This window comes from Allopontixanthobacter confluentis, from assembly GCF_009827615.1.
In the GTDB taxonomy this organism is placed as follows: domain Bacteria; phylum Pseudomonadota; class Alphaproteobacteria; order Sphingomonadales; family Sphingomonadaceae; genus Allopontixanthobacter; species Allopontixanthobacter confluentis.
This window is the reverse complement of sequence record NZ_WTYU01000001.1, coordinates 411356-425049: the sequence shown is the minus strand read 5'-3', so window position 1 is coordinate 425049 and position 13694 is coordinate 411356. Positions and strand designations below refer to the sequence as shown.

Here is a 13694-nt window from a genome sequence, read left to right as displayed (position 1 = left end):
AACATATGACAACTTTCGCTGGCCCGGTCTCAGGCAACGAAAGAAGCCGCAGGAAATTTACATTCGCACAGGCTCTGCGCCATCCAGCCGGTGAGTGCAGCCCAGCGCCGTGCCATCATCGCTGTCCGACAGGGCCGCAACCGTCCGCCAGCCAATGGCACGCAGCCGTGAGGCCACGGCGCGATCATGATCCAGCGGCAGGAACAGGGAGTCGGGCTTGCCTTCGGGTGCCAGCGCATCAACCAGCGCATCGATGTAGAGCGAAAATCCGGTGGCCGCTTCATCAGTGCCACCGATTGAATAGGTGCCGCCCCGCCCCAATGCCCCGCGCACGCCGTCGGCATAAAGAGTGAAGCCGAACCAGCTTTGATATTCAAAACCATGCCGTTCGGTCGGATCCAGCGTAATGCGCGCCGTGCAGCCCACGCGTTCGGCAATCTGGCGCAGGCCAGCAATACGGCTGGAAAGAGCGCCGCCAGCATCTACCGCGCTTAACCGCTCAATCGCTTCGTCAAAGGGTCCGGTTGCGTAGATGAGCGGCAAATATGCATCGCCGCCCGGTATTTCCGCAAGACCGCCAGCATCCTTGGTATCAAGTTCGCGGCGCACTTTTGCCACATGGGCAGGCTGCAATGGCATTGCCGTGGGCGCGAGAATATCAACCAGATCCGGCAAAGTGAAATCCACCGAAATGCCGGTGGCGCCGGCCTGTTCCAGCGCTTCGACTGCCAAAGATACCATTTCGGCCGCCGCGGCCACCGTATCGCTGCCGATCAGTTCTGCGCCCAGCTGCAACCGCTGGCGCGCCGGGTCCAGCTGGTCAGCGCGGATCAGCGCGACTTCGCCGCCATAACACAGCCGCAAGGGGCGCGCGGCATGGGCCATTCCAGTGGCCGCAATCCGCCCGATTTGCGGTGTAATGTCCGACCGCAGGGCCAGCGTGCGCAGCGAAATCGGATCCACAAAACGGAACATCCGGCGCGGGCTGACCCCATCCATCCGCCCCGCCAGTGCCTTTTCGAATTCCACCAATGGCGGGCTGACACGGTCAAACCCATGCGCGTGCATCACATCGAGAACCCCGCGCATGGCGCGGCTGACCGCCTTCGCTTCGGAGGGAAGGCGGTCTTCCAGGCCTTCGGGCAACAAGTCGTCCTGATCAATCATATCGCGCGGGCGCTTGCCTTATATCCGGTCAGAAGACCAGTGCGTTGACCGTTTTGACACCTTGCAACTTGCATGCAGCGTCAATCACGTCCTGCGGAATGGGCTGGTCAACCGACAACAGCAGCACCGCCTCGCCGCCGGTTTCACGGCGGCCAAGGTGGAATGTGCCGATGTTGATGCCATTTTCACCCAGCAAGGAGCCGATCCGGCCAATGAAGCCGGGCGCATCTTCATTGACGATATAGAGCATATCGCCCTGAAGGTCCGCCTCGATACCGACGCCGAAGATTTCCACCAGACGCGGCGCGGTGCTGCCAAACAATGTGCCCGCAACCGACCGGTCGCCCTGGCTGGTGGCCACGGTAACGCGCACCAGCGTGTGATAGACGCCTTCGCGCTCGTTACGGATTTCGCGCACTTCCATGCCACGTTCCCGCGCCAGATAAGGCGCATTGACCATGTTCACAGTGTCGGAAAAGCGCTTCATCAGCCCGGCCAGGACAGCCGCCGTAATCGGTTTCTGGTTCAGCTGCGCTGCCGCGCCTTCCACTTCGATGCTGATCTTGGGCAGATTGCCATGGGCCAGTTGGCCAACCAGCGAACCCAGGTTTTCCGCCAGTTCCATGTAAGGGCGCAGCTTTGGCGCTTCTTCCGCGCTGAGCGATGGCATGTTGAGCGCATTGGTTACGCCGCCATTGACCAGATAATCCGACAATTGTTCCGCCACCTGCAAGGCGACATTGACCTGCGCTTCATCGGTCGAGGCGCCAAGATGCGGCGTGCAGATGAAGTTCTTTGTGCCGAACAGCGGGTTTTCCTTGGCCGGTTCCTTGGCAAAAACGTCCAGCGCCGCGCCCGCGATATGGCCACTTTCCAGCCCTTCCTTCAGGGCCGCTTCATCGATCAGGCCGCCGCGGGCGCAATTGACGATCCGCACGCCCTCCTTGGTCTTGGCCAGGTTTTCAGCCGACAGGATATTGCGGGTCTGGTCAGTCAGCGGCGTGTGCAGGCTGATGAAATCAGCGCGTGACAGCAACCCATCCAGATCGACCTTTTCGATGCCCTGTTCCACGGCGCGTTCCTGCGTCAGGAATGGATCATAGGCGATCACTTTCATCTTCAGGCCCAGCGCGCGGCTGGCCACAATCGAGCCGATGTTGCCAGCGCCGATCAGGCCCAGCGTCTTGCCAGTCACTTCCACGCCCATGAACCGGCTTTTCGCCCATTCACCGGCCTGTGTGGATGCGTCCGCTTCGGGGATTTGCCGCGCCAGCGCGAAGATCATGGCAATGGCGTGCTCCGCCGTGGTGATGGAATTGCCGAACGGCGTGTTCATCACGACCACGCCCTTGGACGATGCATAAGGAATATCGACATTATCGACCCCGATGCCAGCGCGGCCAATCACTTTCAGATTGGTGGCCGCATCCAGAATTTCCGGCGTGACCGTGGTGGAAGAACGGATGGCGAGGCCATCATACTGGCCGATGATGGCTTTCAATTCTTCCGGTGTCTGGCCGGTAATGACATCGACATCGCAGCCGCGCTCTTCAAAAATGCGTGCTGCATTGGGGTCCATCTTGTCGGAAATGAGAACTTTGGGTTTGGTCATGGAAAATTCCTGTGCAAATTCCGGCGCGCGCTGGCGTGCAGCGGCGGCGACGGAGGGATGTGACCCCGGCATGAAGCCGGGGACACGATTATTTCTGGATTTCGGCGTAGGCCCATTCGATCCACGGCAGCAGGCGCGTGATATCTTCGGCTTCCACCGTTCCGCCGCACCATACGCGCAGCGATGGCGGCGCATCACGGTAGCCGTTGAAATCATAGCCGACGCCGCGTTCTTCCAGCATCTTGGCAATGGTCTTGGGCACGGCAGCCTGATCTTCTGGCGACAGACTGTCGTAATATTCGCCCTGGAAGACAAAGCAGACACCGGTGTTGGTGCGCTTGGCCGGATCGGCAACCATGTTGCGCAGCCACGGCGTGGCTTCGATCCAGTCGGTCAGGATTTTGGCATTGGCATCAGCCCGGTCAAAAAGCGCCTTGCGGCCACCGATGGACTTGGCCCATTCCAGCGCCAGAATATAGTCTTCGGTCGCCAGCATACTGGGTGTGTTGATCGTTTCACCGACGAAAATCCCGCGGTTGAGCTTGTCGCCTTTTTTCACGCGGAACAGTTTTGGCAGCGGCCATTCGGGATCGTAGCTTTCAATCCGCGCCACCGCCTTGGGGCTGAGGATCAACATGCCGTGCTGCGCTTCTGAACCCATCACCTTCTGCCAGCTGAAGGTCGTGGCATCGAGCTTGGCCCAATCCATTTCCTGCGCGAAAACGGCGCTGGTCGCATCATTGATGGTGATGCCGTCGCGGCCTGTTTCCAGCCAGTCAGTATCGGGAATGCGCGCGCCTGATGTGGTGCCATTCCAGGTGAAGACAACGTCATTGCCCTGCGGAATGCTGGCAAGATCGGGAATGTCGCCATAATCGGCATCCAGAACCGTCAGGTCCTTCAGCTTCAGCTGCTTGACTGCGTCCTGGATCCAGACATTGCCGAAACTTTCCCATGCAGCCACGGTGGCAGGGCGTGCGCCCAGCATGGTCCACATCGCACATTCCAGCGCGCCAGTATCGGAACCGGGCATGATGCCGACGAGGTAATCATCAGGCACGCCCAGCAATTCGCGCGTCAGGTCGATGGCATATTTCAGCCGCGCCTTGCCAATGGCAGAGCGGTGCGAACGGCCCAGAGCTTCGGTTTTGAGATTTGCGGCGGACCAGCCAGGGAATTTGGCAGTGGGTCCGGACGAAAAGAAAGGACGCTCTGGTTTCAGAGCGGGTACGTCAGTCATGTATTCTCTCCTTACAGAGAGCTCGCGCGGCGTTGGGACCGCGTGGCCCGCAGCCGCACCTAGTGTTGCGCTGCAACAAGTCAAGCAAAGTCGCGCAATTGGCGGTGGATGATGGCCAGCTTGCGGCAGGCTCCCCCTCGCCAAACGGGAACTGGCACGTTAATGGCCTGAAACAATGGAAATGTCAGATCTTCGCATCGCCTTGTTCAGCGGCAATTACAACATGACACTGGATGGCGCGAACAAGGCGTTGAACAGGCTGGTGGAATATCTGCTGCGCAAGGGCGCAGAGGTGCGCGTCTATTCCCCCACCATCGACACACCGGATTTTGCACCGCAGGGCGAATTGGTCAGCCTGCCGTCCTTCGCCATACCGGGCCGCAGCGAATATCGGATGCCGATGGGGCTGAATGATGCCGTGCGCCGCGATCTTGACAGTTTTTCGCCCAATCTGCTGCATATTTCCTCGCCGGATTTCAGCGCCCGCGCCGCTGTGCGCTGGGCCAAGGCGCGCAATCTGCCAGTGCTGGCATCGGTGCATACCCGGTTTGAAACCTACCCCCGCTATTACAAGCTGGGTTTTCTGGAAGCCCCGCTGGAAGCATGGATACGCGGGCTGTACCGGCGCTGCGATGCGCTGGTCACCCCTGCGCAAAGCATGGTCGAGGTGCTGCGCGAACAGGATATGAATGATGACATATCAATCTGGTCGCGCGGAGTGGACCGGACCATTTTCAGCCCTGAAAAGCGCGATATGGCATGGCGGCGTAGCCTCGGTATCGAGGAAAATGACGTGGCTATCGCTTTTCTCGGGCGGCTGGTGATGGAAAAAGGGCTGGATGTCTTTGCCGATACCATCATCGAACTGCGCAAGCGCCAAATCCCGCATAAAGTCCTGGTCATTGGTGATGGCCCTGCCCGCAAATGGTTTGAAAACGCCTTGCCCGGCGGCATATTCGCCGGTTTTCAGGGCGGCGCGGACCTTGGCCGGGCATTGGCCAGCGCGGATCTATTCTTCAACCCTTCGGTTACCGAAACATTTGGCAATGTAACGCTGGAAGCCATGGCATCAGGATTGCCGGTGGTTGCCTCAGCCGCCACCGGAAGCACCAGCCTGGTCAATGACGGGGTCACAGGCGCGCTGGTGCCAAAGGTGGAGCCGAGCGCATTTGCTGACGCCATTACGCCCTATCTTACCGATCACGCCTTGCGCGCTGCCCATGGGGCCGCAGGTGAAAGCCGCAGCCTTGATTTCAGCTGGGATGCAATCAACCAGGCAGTGGCGGATACTTACCTCCGCCTGGTGGAGGCACGGCGCGCTGCGGCCTAGCGAAGCACACCTTTGGCAATCATCCGGCGGGCGTAAAGCGTCAGCGCGATGGTAACCACCCAGATGATTACGCTGATTACGATAGGGAACGTCTTGTCATAATCACCCGGCATCGGGTTGGCATATTGGAAGATCGTGGTGACGATCAGCCCCACAATCGACAAGGCGAATGCAGGAAAGGCGAAGCGGCTGCGCAGCAGCAGCAGGACCGAGCCTGCAACCGCGCCCCACACGCCAAACGCCCAGAAAGCATCGGCCCAGATCGGGAAAGCGTCGAAATACGCCATCCCTGCAGCCACATCGACACCCATCTGTTCGAACGCGCTGGTCATGTAATCGACATTGCGCAGTTGGGTCTGGGTATAATCATACGCCCCGAACCCATTCCATAACAGGCTGACAAGGCCCACCACCCACAGGTGCCACGGTGCTTTCTGTATCGTCTGGTTCATCACGGTTCCCCTCAATCTTGCGTCCCCCAAGGCTGTGATTGTAAACTATCCCGGAAGAATGGCAAAATCCGGCGGAGGCATTACGTAAGGCTGATGGCCGATCTGTTTGTTGATGATATTCCCGGGGGAACGCCCCCTGATGCCCTGCGCGATGATGCGCCGCTGGCTGACCGCCTGCGCCCGCGTGTGCTGGATGATGTGGTGGGGCAGGACCATCTGACCGGGCCGGAAGGCGCGATCGGGCGGATGGTTGCCGCAGGCAAACTCTCGTCCATGATCCTGTGGGGCCCGCCGGGCACTGGCAAGACCACCATTGCGCGCCTGCTGGCAGCAGCCGTAGGCATGCGGTTCGAGGCTGTAAGCGCCGTATTTTCAGGCGTGGCCGATCTTAAAAAAGCCTTTGCCGCGGCTGACAAGGCCGCACTGGCTGGCCAGCGCACGCTGCTGTTCGTGGATGAAATTCACCGCTTCAACCGCGCCCAGCAGGATGGCTTCCTGCCCTTTGTCGAACGCGGAACGGTTACGCTGGTCGGCGCGACCACCGAAAACCCCAGTTTTGTGCTCAACGCAGCCCTTCTCAGCCGCGCACAAGTGCTTATCCTGCGGCGGCTCGATACAGAGGCGCTCGAAACACTCATCAGCAGGGGCGAGGGTCTGGAAGGCCCCTTGCCGCTGACGGCAGAGGCCCGCAATGCGCTGGTGGCATCTGCCGATGGCGACGGGCGTTTCCTGCTCAATCAGGCAGAAACGCTTTATTCTGCAAGGATCGACAATCCGCTCGATCCTGCCGGACTGGGCAAATTCCTCCAACGGCGGGTGGCCGTTTATGACAAGGATCGGGATGGTCATTACAATCTGATCTCGGCGCTGCATAAAAGCCTGCGCGGATCGGACCCGCAGGCATCCCTATATTACATGGCCCGGATGCTGACTGCCGGGGAAGAACCCCTATATGTGCTGCGCCGACTGGTGCTCTTTGCCTCGGAAGATATTGGCCTGGCCGATCCGCAGGCGCTGACCCAGTGCCTCGCGGCGAAGGATGCCTATCAGTTTCTGGGCAGTCCGGAAGGCGAGCTCGCGATTGTGCAGGCCTGCCTGTATTGCGCCACGGCGCCCAAATCCAACGCGGTTTATGGCGCGCAGAAGGCGGCCTGGAAAAGCGCCCGCGAAACAGGGTCGCTGGCGCCGCCTGCCAACATACTGAATGCGCCGACCAAGCTGATGAAAGACATCGGCTATGGTAAGAATTATGCCTATGATCACAACACCGATGACGGGTTTTCCGGCGCGCATTACTGGCCCGATGACATGGAACCGCAGGAATATTACCAGCCGGTAGAACGCGGCTTTGAACGCAAGGTGCGCGAACGCATGGACTGGTGGGCGAAGAAGCGCGCCCAATTGCAGAACGAATGAGCGCCGGATGAGAACTGGCGGCGAACCTGCACGCTTCAGCAGTTTTGTGGCGATCGACTGGTCTGGTGCGGCAGGTGAACGGCACAAGGGCATTGCCCTGGCGCATTGCCGGCCCGGAACCGGCGCGCCGCAACTGGTGCGGCCCGGCCATCGCTGGTCGCGCAGCGAAGTGCTGCAGTGGCTGGAAACGGAATTGCCCGCCAATGCGCTGGTCGGCATGGATCTGAGCGGCTCCCTCCCCTTTGCCGACGCCGGCAGTTTCTTTCCCGGCTGGGATGACAGCCCGGCCACTGCGCGCGACTTGTGGGCCATGGTGGAAAATATCTGCACGAAGGCGCCGCATCTGGGCGCTGGACCATTTGTGGATCATCCCGTCACCAGCCGGTATTTCAGACGGCATGGCGGGCGTCAGGGCGATCTGTTCGGCAGCGGCCGCGGGCGGCTGCGCGTCACCGAATTTCACCAGAGCCGGCAGGGCTGTAATCCTTACAGCAATTTCAATCTTGTCGGCGCAGCGCAGGTGGGCAAATCTAGCCTTACCGGAATGCGGCTGCTGCACCGGCTGGATGGATCCATGGCCCTGTGGCCGTTTGACCCGGTGCCCGCAACAGGATCAGTGCTGGTGGAAATATACACTACCATTGCGGCCATGGCAGGCGGGCGGCGGGCTGGCCGGGCAAAAATGCGTTGCCATGCAGAGCTTGATGAAGCGCTGGTGATTCTCGGCAGCAGGCCGATTCAGCAGCAGGGCGCGATAGATGACCATTCCTCTGACGCAATTGTTGCATCAGCGTGGCTGCGAAAAACCGCGGAAAACAGCGAATTTTGGGCGCCAAAAAGCATGACGGAAAAAATTGCTGCAACCGAGGGCTGGACCTTCGGCGTGACCTGACGCATTAGCGCGCTTCGGGCCGGCTTAGCTCAGTTGGTAGAGCACCTGATTTGTAATCAGGGGGCCGGGGGTTCGAATCCTCCAGCCGGCACCACTTTTGCCCTGCGCCTTGGCAGCGGGCATCACTTTCCCGGGGCTCAATTAACCGAATCTTTGCCAAACCGTGCAAGGGTTGGCCCATGTTCAAGAAAATCATCCTGTCTGCGCTATTGGTGACCGGTATGCTGTATGCTTCCGGTTATGATCTCACGCGGGTCAAGGACGGGTTTCGCGGATGGTCGGCAGGCCATGCCGCATCCACAAATGGCGGGCCTCGCAGCGACTGGGGTGCCAGACGCTAGAAACGCAGCGGTGCGCGAAACGCATGCCGCCAGCCTCAATCTTCAGGCGTCAGGCGGGCTTCAACCCCGGCCGCGGTAGCTGCTGACACCCTGATCCGGCACCCACAGCCCTTCGGGCGGCGTACCGGTTTGCCAGAACACATCAATCGGAATACCGCCACGCGGATACCAATATCCGCCAATGCGTAGCCAGCGGGGCTGCATCTCGTCCACCAGACGCTGGCCGATGCCGACTGTCACGTCTTCGTGAAAACCGGCATGGTTGCGGAATGAACCCAGAAACAGCTTCAGGCTCTTGGATTCGACAATGGTTTCGCCCGGCGCATAATCAATCACCAGATGGGCAAAGTCAGGCTGGCCGGTAACCGGGCACAGCGACGTGAATTCGGGCGCGGCAAAGCGGGCCAGATATAATGCCGATGGCCGCGGATTGGGCACATAATCCAGCACGGCTTCTTCTGGCGAGACGGGAAGCGGCGTTTGCTGGCCGAGAAATGATGTTACAGGTGTGTCACTCATGCCGCGCTGATGCCGCGATCGTGCGCGCAGCACAAGTCACCAGTGGTATGTTTGCAATTCATTACCTATTCAGCGCCGCTTATGCTTGGACCCAAACGCGCAATTATGACTTTCAAATTTCCTTCCCTTTTGCTGGCTCTGGCATTTTCCGCGCCGGCCATGGCGACACCGGCACCCGTGCGCGACTTTCAGTTGCCGCCGGCCCCGTCGCCATCCCCGACGCGCACGCCGCAGGTGCAAGGCCCGGTCGATATTGACGGACCTGTACCGGTAAGGCCCCGCGTGATCCCGACGGCAACGCCCAGCGCGCCCACGCCGGACAATACGCAAGCCCCGGCCCAGACCCCCGCACCGCGCCCCGCCCCCCGCGCCGCGCCGCCGCAAGCGGAACAGACGCCCGCCACACGGCGGTTTACCCCGGCTGCGCGTTCGGTCACGGGCCAACAGCTCCCGGCGGATGCCACCGGCGGGTCCGCGCCGTTTGAAACCGTGCCGCAAGAAATTAGCCCTGCCGAAGGTGGCGCTGGTGATGATGCGCAAGGATCGTTTCCTGCGTCGTCCCTGCCCGCCGCACCTTTGCCCGCCCCGGCCACGCAGGCTGACACAACAGCGTCTGCTGCACCGGAAAATTCCTCGCCATGGGGAATGTGGCTCGCCATTCTGGCGGCGATTATCGGTGCCGGTGCCGTGGCGCTGTTTTTCTGGTCACGGCGGCCAACGGCGAAAACCCGCGTTGAAACAATCGAGCCGCCACTGGCGGCAAAGCCTGACACAGCTGGCCGCGATGCACCGCAGGGTATAGCTCCCGCCGTACAACCACCTGCCAGGTCTCCAAACCCTGCTGCGGCAATTCCGGCTTCGGTAAAGGCCGCTGACGCCCCTGCGGCACCGCTGCGCAGTGAAGGCGCGGTCAGCATTTCGGTGCAGCCTGCCAAACTCAGCCGCAGCATGATGAATGCATCGCTGACCTGCGCCATCACTTTGCGCAACCGCACCGGCAAGGAATTGCGCGGCCTGACCATTTCGGGCGATCTTGTGACCGCGCATGGCAAAGTGCCGATTGCCGAGCAATTATGCGAAGCTGCCACACAGCTGCCCCGCGTGGCTGACATAGACGCAATTTCCGCAGGGCAAGCTGGCATGACCAATGCAAACTTCATCCTGCCGGTCAGCCAGGTTCGCACCATCGCCCAGGGCAAGGCACGTCTTTATGTGCCGTTGCTGCGGCTGCGGATTGAGGCAGACGGGATGGACGCTGTAACGCAGACCTTCGTGATCGGCATGAAAGCCGGTGCCGCCAACGCGCGGGTGCAGCCCTTCCGGCTGGATGAAATGCCGCAGACATACACACAGATTGGCAGCAGACCGCTCGACTGAACCGGTCACCAATCCTATCGACGCGGCGCGCTACGCCCGCTACGCCTAGCGTGATGGATATATTGGTAAGCACCAGCTGGCTGGCTCACGAGATGCAGGCTGCCCGCCCCGCAGATGATCTCGTCATTCTTGACGCATCAGCACATTTGCCTGGCGCGCAGCGTGACGCGGCGGCCGAATTTACCGCCGGGCATATCTCCGGCGCGCGGTTTCTCGACCTGCCATCGTTGAAGGACGAGACATCGCCAGTGCCGTCAGCCCTGCCGCGCCATGACCAGTTCGACGCCCGAATGCGAAGCCTGGGCGTTGGAACTTGCGGCCGCATCGTGCTGTATGACAACAGCGCCTTGCGCAGTGCAGCGCGGGCTTATTTCATTTTTCGTATGTTCGGGCTGGATAATGTCGCCATACTTGATGGCGGTTTGCAGAAGTGGCTGTCGGAAAACCGCCCCATCCACAGCGGGCCGGCGAATGTTGCCCCATCGGGCTTTACCGCACCGCAAGAGGATCAAACCCGGGTACGCAGCAAAGCGCAAGTGCTGGCAAATTTGGATAGCTGCGCGGAACAGATCGTGGATGCGCGCGATGGGGCGCGGTTTTGCGGCACCACAAGGGACACTGTTCACGATTTGCCCGGCGGACATATTCCCGGCGCGCTGAACCTCCATTATGCAGACCTTCTGGCGGATGACGGCACATTTCTGCCCCAGGCGGAAATCGAACGCGCATTCCTGCAGGCGCAGGTTGATTTGTCAGCGCCAGTCACTGCGACTTGCGGCAGCGGGATGACCGCATCGGTCCTGCTTTTTGCCATGGAACTGATCGGCAAGCATGATACCGCCCTGTACGACGGAAGCTGGAGTGAATGGGGGCGAGACCCTGATACACCCAAACAGACAGGGCCATCACGCTGACCATGGGTAAAGGCAAATTTCCAACCGATCACCCTTTGGGCCAAGGCACCAGGCTGGCCATTGCAGGGCGCGATCCTGAATATACAGGGGCCGTGGTCAACCCGCCGGTGTGGCGCGCCAGCACGCATCTTTATGCCGATACCGCCGCGCTGAAGGATGGCACGCGTCATAATGAAGATGGCCGCTTTTTCTATGGCCGCAGGGGCGCGCCCACCCAATGGGCATTGTCAGACGCGCTGACGGCGCTTGAACCGGGGGCGGAAGGCACCGTCTTATACCCCAGCGGGGTTGCTGCCATTGCCGGCGCGCTGATGGCAGTCCTTTCCCCCGGCGATGTGCTGCTGGTGACCGACAATGCCTATGAACCCACGCGCAATATGGCCACCGGTCTGCTCAAACGGTTCGGGGTACAAACCCGCTTTGTCGATCCGCTGGATGGGGCAGCGTTTGAAGCCAGTATCTGTAGCGCGACCAAGGCAGTGTTGCTGGAAAGCCCTGGCAGCCTGACGATGGAAGTGCAGGATATTCCCGCGCTGACTGCCATTGCCCGCCAGCACGGGGTCATTTCCATCATCGATAACACATGGGCGACGCCGCTTGGTTTTCCCGCCCTCGAACGGGGCTGCGATATTGCCATCATGTCACTGACAAAACACGTCGGTGGCCATTCCGACCTGATGATGGGCAGCGCCGCTGCGCGCGGCGATCTCTATCGCACTTTGCGCCAGACAGCGCAGGCACTGGGCCATGTCGTGTCGCCGGATGATGCGTCCCTCGCCCTGCGCAGCCTGCGCACCATGGGGCTGCGGCTGGACCGGTCGACGCATAGCGCGCTGGCCATTGCCAGCTGGCTGAAAGGGCGGGCCGAAGTGGCCCATGTGCTGTGTCCGCTGCTGCCCGGCGCGCCGGGGCATGAATTGTGGACCAGGGATTTTACCGGCGGCTGCGGCCTGTTCAGCTTTGTCATCAAAGGACGCAGCGCAGCAGCGCGTTCGCAGCTGATCGACGCGCTGCAACTGTTCGGCATCGGCTATAGCTGGGGCGGGTATGAAAGCCTCGCCATCCCGTTTGACCCTGCGGGCAACCGCTCAGCCACACCTTGGCCGCCATCTGGGTGGGACACTGGCGACAGATACGGTATTCGCCTATCGATCGGGCTGGAAGACCCCGCCGATCTCATTTGCGACCTTGCAACAGGCTTTGCCGCCATGGAGCAGGCCGATATGGAGCAGGAATGACCACCCCAGCCGTCACCCCAGCCGTCACCAATCCCGCTGCGCCGGATGCCGCCGTCACAGACCCCGCAGCCATTACCGATGCAGCCGGCGCAGCGGCGGGTGATCTGGAAGCAGGCGCGACGGTAATGCTGCAACCCGTACCAACCCCGGCCCCCAGTGCATCCCCGACCGAGGCTGTGAGTGCGGCGAATGACATCAAGGATGCAGTATCGGGTAAAAGCGAAACGGCTGCCAGTCTGGTCGATACGCTGGACAGTATGGCCCTTAGCGTGGGCGATATGCGCGTTTCTGTGTGGGATGGGCTGGTTGTCATTCTGGTCATCGTCAGCGTCCTCACCGCCGCTTATTTCCTGAGCAAGCTGCTGCATGGCCTGCTGAAACGCATTACCAAGCTGGATGTGACGCAGCGCCTGCTGGCAGAAAAGCTCATCTCGCTGGGAGTGTGGGCACTGGCGATATTGTTCGGCATCGATCTTCTGGGCATCGATCTAACTGCGCTGGCGGTATTTTCTGGCGCGTTCGGTCTGGCCATCGGCTTTGGCCTGCAGAAGACCTTTGGTAATCTGATTGCCGGCATCATCTTGTTGATGGACCGGTCCATCAAGCCGGGCGATGTCATTGCCGTGGCCGATCAGGCCGGCGTTTCCACATTCGGGCAAATTCGTAAAATCGGCATCAGGGCGGTGTCGATCACTACCCGTGACCAGAAGGAATATCTTATTCCGAACGAGAACCTGATGATCAATCAGGTGGAAAACTGGTCCTATTCATCGAAGAATGTGCGGATGCAGATACCCGTTGGCGTGTCTTATGGCTGCGACATCAAGCAGGCGGAAGCCTTGATGCTGGAAGCTGCCAAAATGTGCAAAAGGGTCCTGAAGTCACCCCCGCCGACCTGTTGGCTGGACCAATATGGGGAAAGTTCGGTCGACTTTGTCATTCACTGCTGGATCAGGGATCCGGAAGCAGGAGTGGGCAATGTTAAATCAGAGGTGCTAAAGAATTTGTGGGACCTGTTCCAACGTGAAGGGGTCGAAATTCCCTTCCCGCAAAGGGATATCAATTTGCGAAATAACGCGCAATTTGAACAGCTTATTGCCGCAATCAGCCAGCGGATAGAGGAAAAGTCGGCCAAGGACTGATGCTCTCGGCACACCCGAATTGCGCCTCTGATTTTCGGCTGAAAGGTTTTTTAG

Annotated in this window: 13 protein-coding genes and 1 tRNA gene; 9 read left to right on the top strand and 5 right to left on the bottom strand. The window is 60.4% G+C overall.

Going from position 1 to position 13694, the window contains the following annotated elements:
* Nucleotides 1-57 precede the first annotated feature (57 nt).
* The 3 genes from GRI44_RS01935 to GRI44_RS01925 all read right to left on the bottom strand — a co-directional run bounded on the left by GRI44_RS01935 (nt 58) and on the right by GRI44_RS01925 (nt 4019).
* Nucleotides 58-1167: an ATP phosphoribosyltransferase regulatory subunit gene (locus GRI44_RS01935; RefSeq protein ID WP_160599752.1), complete on the bottom strand. Its 1110-nt coding sequence runs from the start codon at nt 1165-1167 to the stop codon at nt 58-60.
* A gap of 28 nt (nt 1168-1195) precedes the next feature.
* Entirely contained in the window at nt 1196-2779 is a 1584-nt protein-coding gene (serA, locus tag GRI44_RS01930) for a phosphoglycerate dehydrogenase (RefSeq protein ID WP_160599750.1), read from the bottom strand.
* 88 nt (nt 2780-2867) lie between these two features.
* Nucleotides 2868-4019 (bottom strand): phosphoserine transaminase, encoded by a 1152-nt coding sequence (locus GRI44_RS01925; protein ID WP_160599748.1) that lies wholly within the window; start codon nt 4017-4019, stop codon nt 2868-2870.
* A gap of 175 nt (nt 4020-4194) precedes the next feature.
* On the opposite strand from GRI44_RS01925, the gene GRI44_RS01920 reads away from it, so the two are divergent.
* Nucleotides 4195-5349, top strand: a complete 1155-nt coding sequence (locus GRI44_RS01920) for a glycosyltransferase family 4 protein (protein ID WP_160599746.1) — start codon at nt 4195-4197, stop codon at nt 5347-5349.
* Here GRI44_RS01920 and GRI44_RS01915 read toward each other — a convergent pair.
* A complete protein-coding gene (locus GRI44_RS01915) occupies nt 5346-5801 on the bottom strand; it encodes a hypothetical protein (protein WP_160599744.1) in 456 nt (151 codons plus the stop codon). The genes GRI44_RS01920 and GRI44_RS01915 overlap by 4 nt on opposite strands.
* Before the next feature lie 93 nt (nt 5802-5894).
* On the opposite strand from GRI44_RS01915, the gene GRI44_RS01910 reads away from it, so the two are divergent.
* The 4 genes from GRI44_RS01910 (at nt 5895) to GRI44_RS01895 (ending at nt 8450) form a co-directional block, all read left to right on the top strand.
* Nucleotides 5895-7217 (top strand): replication-associated recombination protein A, encoded by a 1323-nt coding sequence (locus GRI44_RS01910; RefSeq protein WP_160599742.1) that lies wholly within the window; start codon nt 5895-5897, stop codon nt 7215-7217.
* A gap of 7 nt (nt 7218-7224) precedes the next feature.
* Nucleotides 7225-8109 carry a hypothetical protein gene (locus GRI44_RS01905; RefSeq protein WP_160599740.1) on the top strand — a complete coding sequence of 295 codons (885 nt, stop codon included), beginning with the start codon at nt 7225-7227 and terminating at the stop codon, nt 8107-8109.
* Between the two features lie 18 nt (nt 8110-8127).
* Nucleotides 8128-8203, top strand: a tRNA-Thr gene (locus tag GRI44_RS01900).
* 85 nt (nt 8204-8288) lie between these two features.
* Nucleotides 8289-8450: a hypothetical protein gene (locus GRI44_RS01895; RefSeq protein WP_160599738.1), complete on the top strand. Its 162-nt coding sequence runs from the start codon at nt 8289-8291 to the stop codon at nt 8448-8450.
* A 60-nt stretch (nt 8451-8510) separates the two neighbouring features.
* Here the strand turns inward: GRI44_RS01895 and queF are convergent, their stop codons facing one another.
* On the bottom strand, nt 8511-8969 hold the full coding sequence (queF, locus tag GRI44_RS01890) for a preQ(1) synthase (RefSeq protein WP_160599736.1): 459 nt from the start codon (nt 8967-8969) through the stop codon (nt 8511-8513).
* 105 nt (nt 8970-9074) lie between these two features.
* On the opposite strand from queF, the gene GRI44_RS01885 reads away from it, so the two are divergent.
* The 4 genes from GRI44_RS01885 to GRI44_RS01870 are packed head-to-tail and all read left to right on the top strand — an operon-like array spanning nt 9075 to nt 13640.
* Nucleotides 9075-10346 (top strand): hypothetical protein, encoded by a 1272-nt coding sequence (locus tag GRI44_RS01885; protein ID WP_160599734.1) that lies wholly within the window; start codon nt 9075-9077, stop codon nt 10344-10346.
* A 53-nt stretch (nt 10347-10399) separates the two neighbouring features.
* Entirely contained in the window at nt 10400-11260 is an 861-nt protein-coding gene (locus GRI44_RS01880) for a sulfurtransferase (RefSeq protein ID WP_160601172.1), read from the top strand.
* Between the two features lie 2 nt (nt 11261-11262).
* The gene (metC, locus tag GRI44_RS01875) at nt 11263-12498 is read left to right on the top strand and encodes a cystathionine beta-lyase (protein WP_160599732.1); all 1236 of its coding nucleotides are present in this window, start codon (nt 11263-11265) and stop codon (nt 12496-12498) included.
* The gene (locus tag GRI44_RS01870) at nt 12495-13640 is read left to right on the top strand and encodes a mechanosensitive ion channel family protein (protein ID WP_160599730.1); all 1146 of its coding nucleotides are present in this window, start codon (nt 12495-12497) and stop codon (nt 13638-13640) included. Before metC ends, GRI44_RS01870 begins: the two co-directional genes overlap by 4 nt.
* The last annotated feature ends 54 nt before the right edge of the window (nt 13641-13694 follow it).

Excerpts from the sequence above, each read along its gene's own strand:
- GRI44_RS01935 (WP_160599752.1), bottom strand. The coding sequence starts at position 1,167 with ATGATTGATCAGGACGACTTGTTGCCCGAAGGCCTGGAAGACCGCCTT.
- serA (WP_160599750.1), bottom strand. The coding sequence starts at position 2,779 with ATGACCAAACCCAAAGTTCTCATTTCCGACAAGATGGACCCCAATGCA.
- GRI44_RS01925 (WP_160599748.1), bottom strand. The coding sequence starts at position 4,019 with ATGACTGACGTACCCGCTCTGAAACCAGAGCGTCCTTTCTTTTCGTCC.
- GRI44_RS01920 (WP_160599746.1), top strand. The coding sequence starts at position 4,195 with ATGGAAATGTCAGATCTTCGCATCGCCTTGTTCAGCGGCAATTACAAC.
- GRI44_RS01915 (WP_160599744.1), bottom strand. The coding sequence starts at position 5,801 with ATGAACCAGACGATACAGAAAGCACCGTGGCACCTGTGGGTGGTGGGC.
- GRI44_RS01910 (WP_160599742.1), top strand. The coding sequence starts at position 5,895 with ATGGCCGATCTGTTTGTTGATGATATTCCCGGGGGAACGCCCCCTGAT.
- GRI44_RS01905 (WP_160599740.1), top strand. The coding sequence starts at position 7,225 with ATGAGAACTGGCGGCGAACCTGCACGCTTCAGCAGTTTTGTGGCGATC.
- GRI44_RS01895 (WP_160599738.1), top strand. The coding sequence starts at position 8,289 with ATGTTCAAGAAAATCATCCTGTCTGCGCTATTGGTGACCGGTATGCTG.
- queF (WP_160599736.1), bottom strand. The coding sequence starts at position 8,969 with ATGAGTGACACACCTGTAACATCATTTCTCGGCCAGCAAACGCCGCTT.
- GRI44_RS01885 (WP_160599734.1), top strand. The coding sequence starts at position 9,075 with ATGACTTTCAAATTTCCTTCCCTTTTGCTGGCTCTGGCATTTTCCGCG.
- GRI44_RS01880 (WP_160601172.1), top strand. The coding sequence starts at position 10,400 with ATGGATATATTGGTAAGCACCAGCTGGCTGGCTCACGAGATGCAGGCT.
- metC (WP_160599732.1), top strand. The coding sequence starts at position 11,263 with ATGGGTAAAGGCAAATTTCCAACCGATCACCCTTTGGGCCAAGGCACC.
- GRI44_RS01870 (WP_160599730.1), top strand. The coding sequence starts at position 12,495 with ATGACCACCCCAGCCGTCACCCCAGCCGTCACCAATCCCGCTGCGCCG.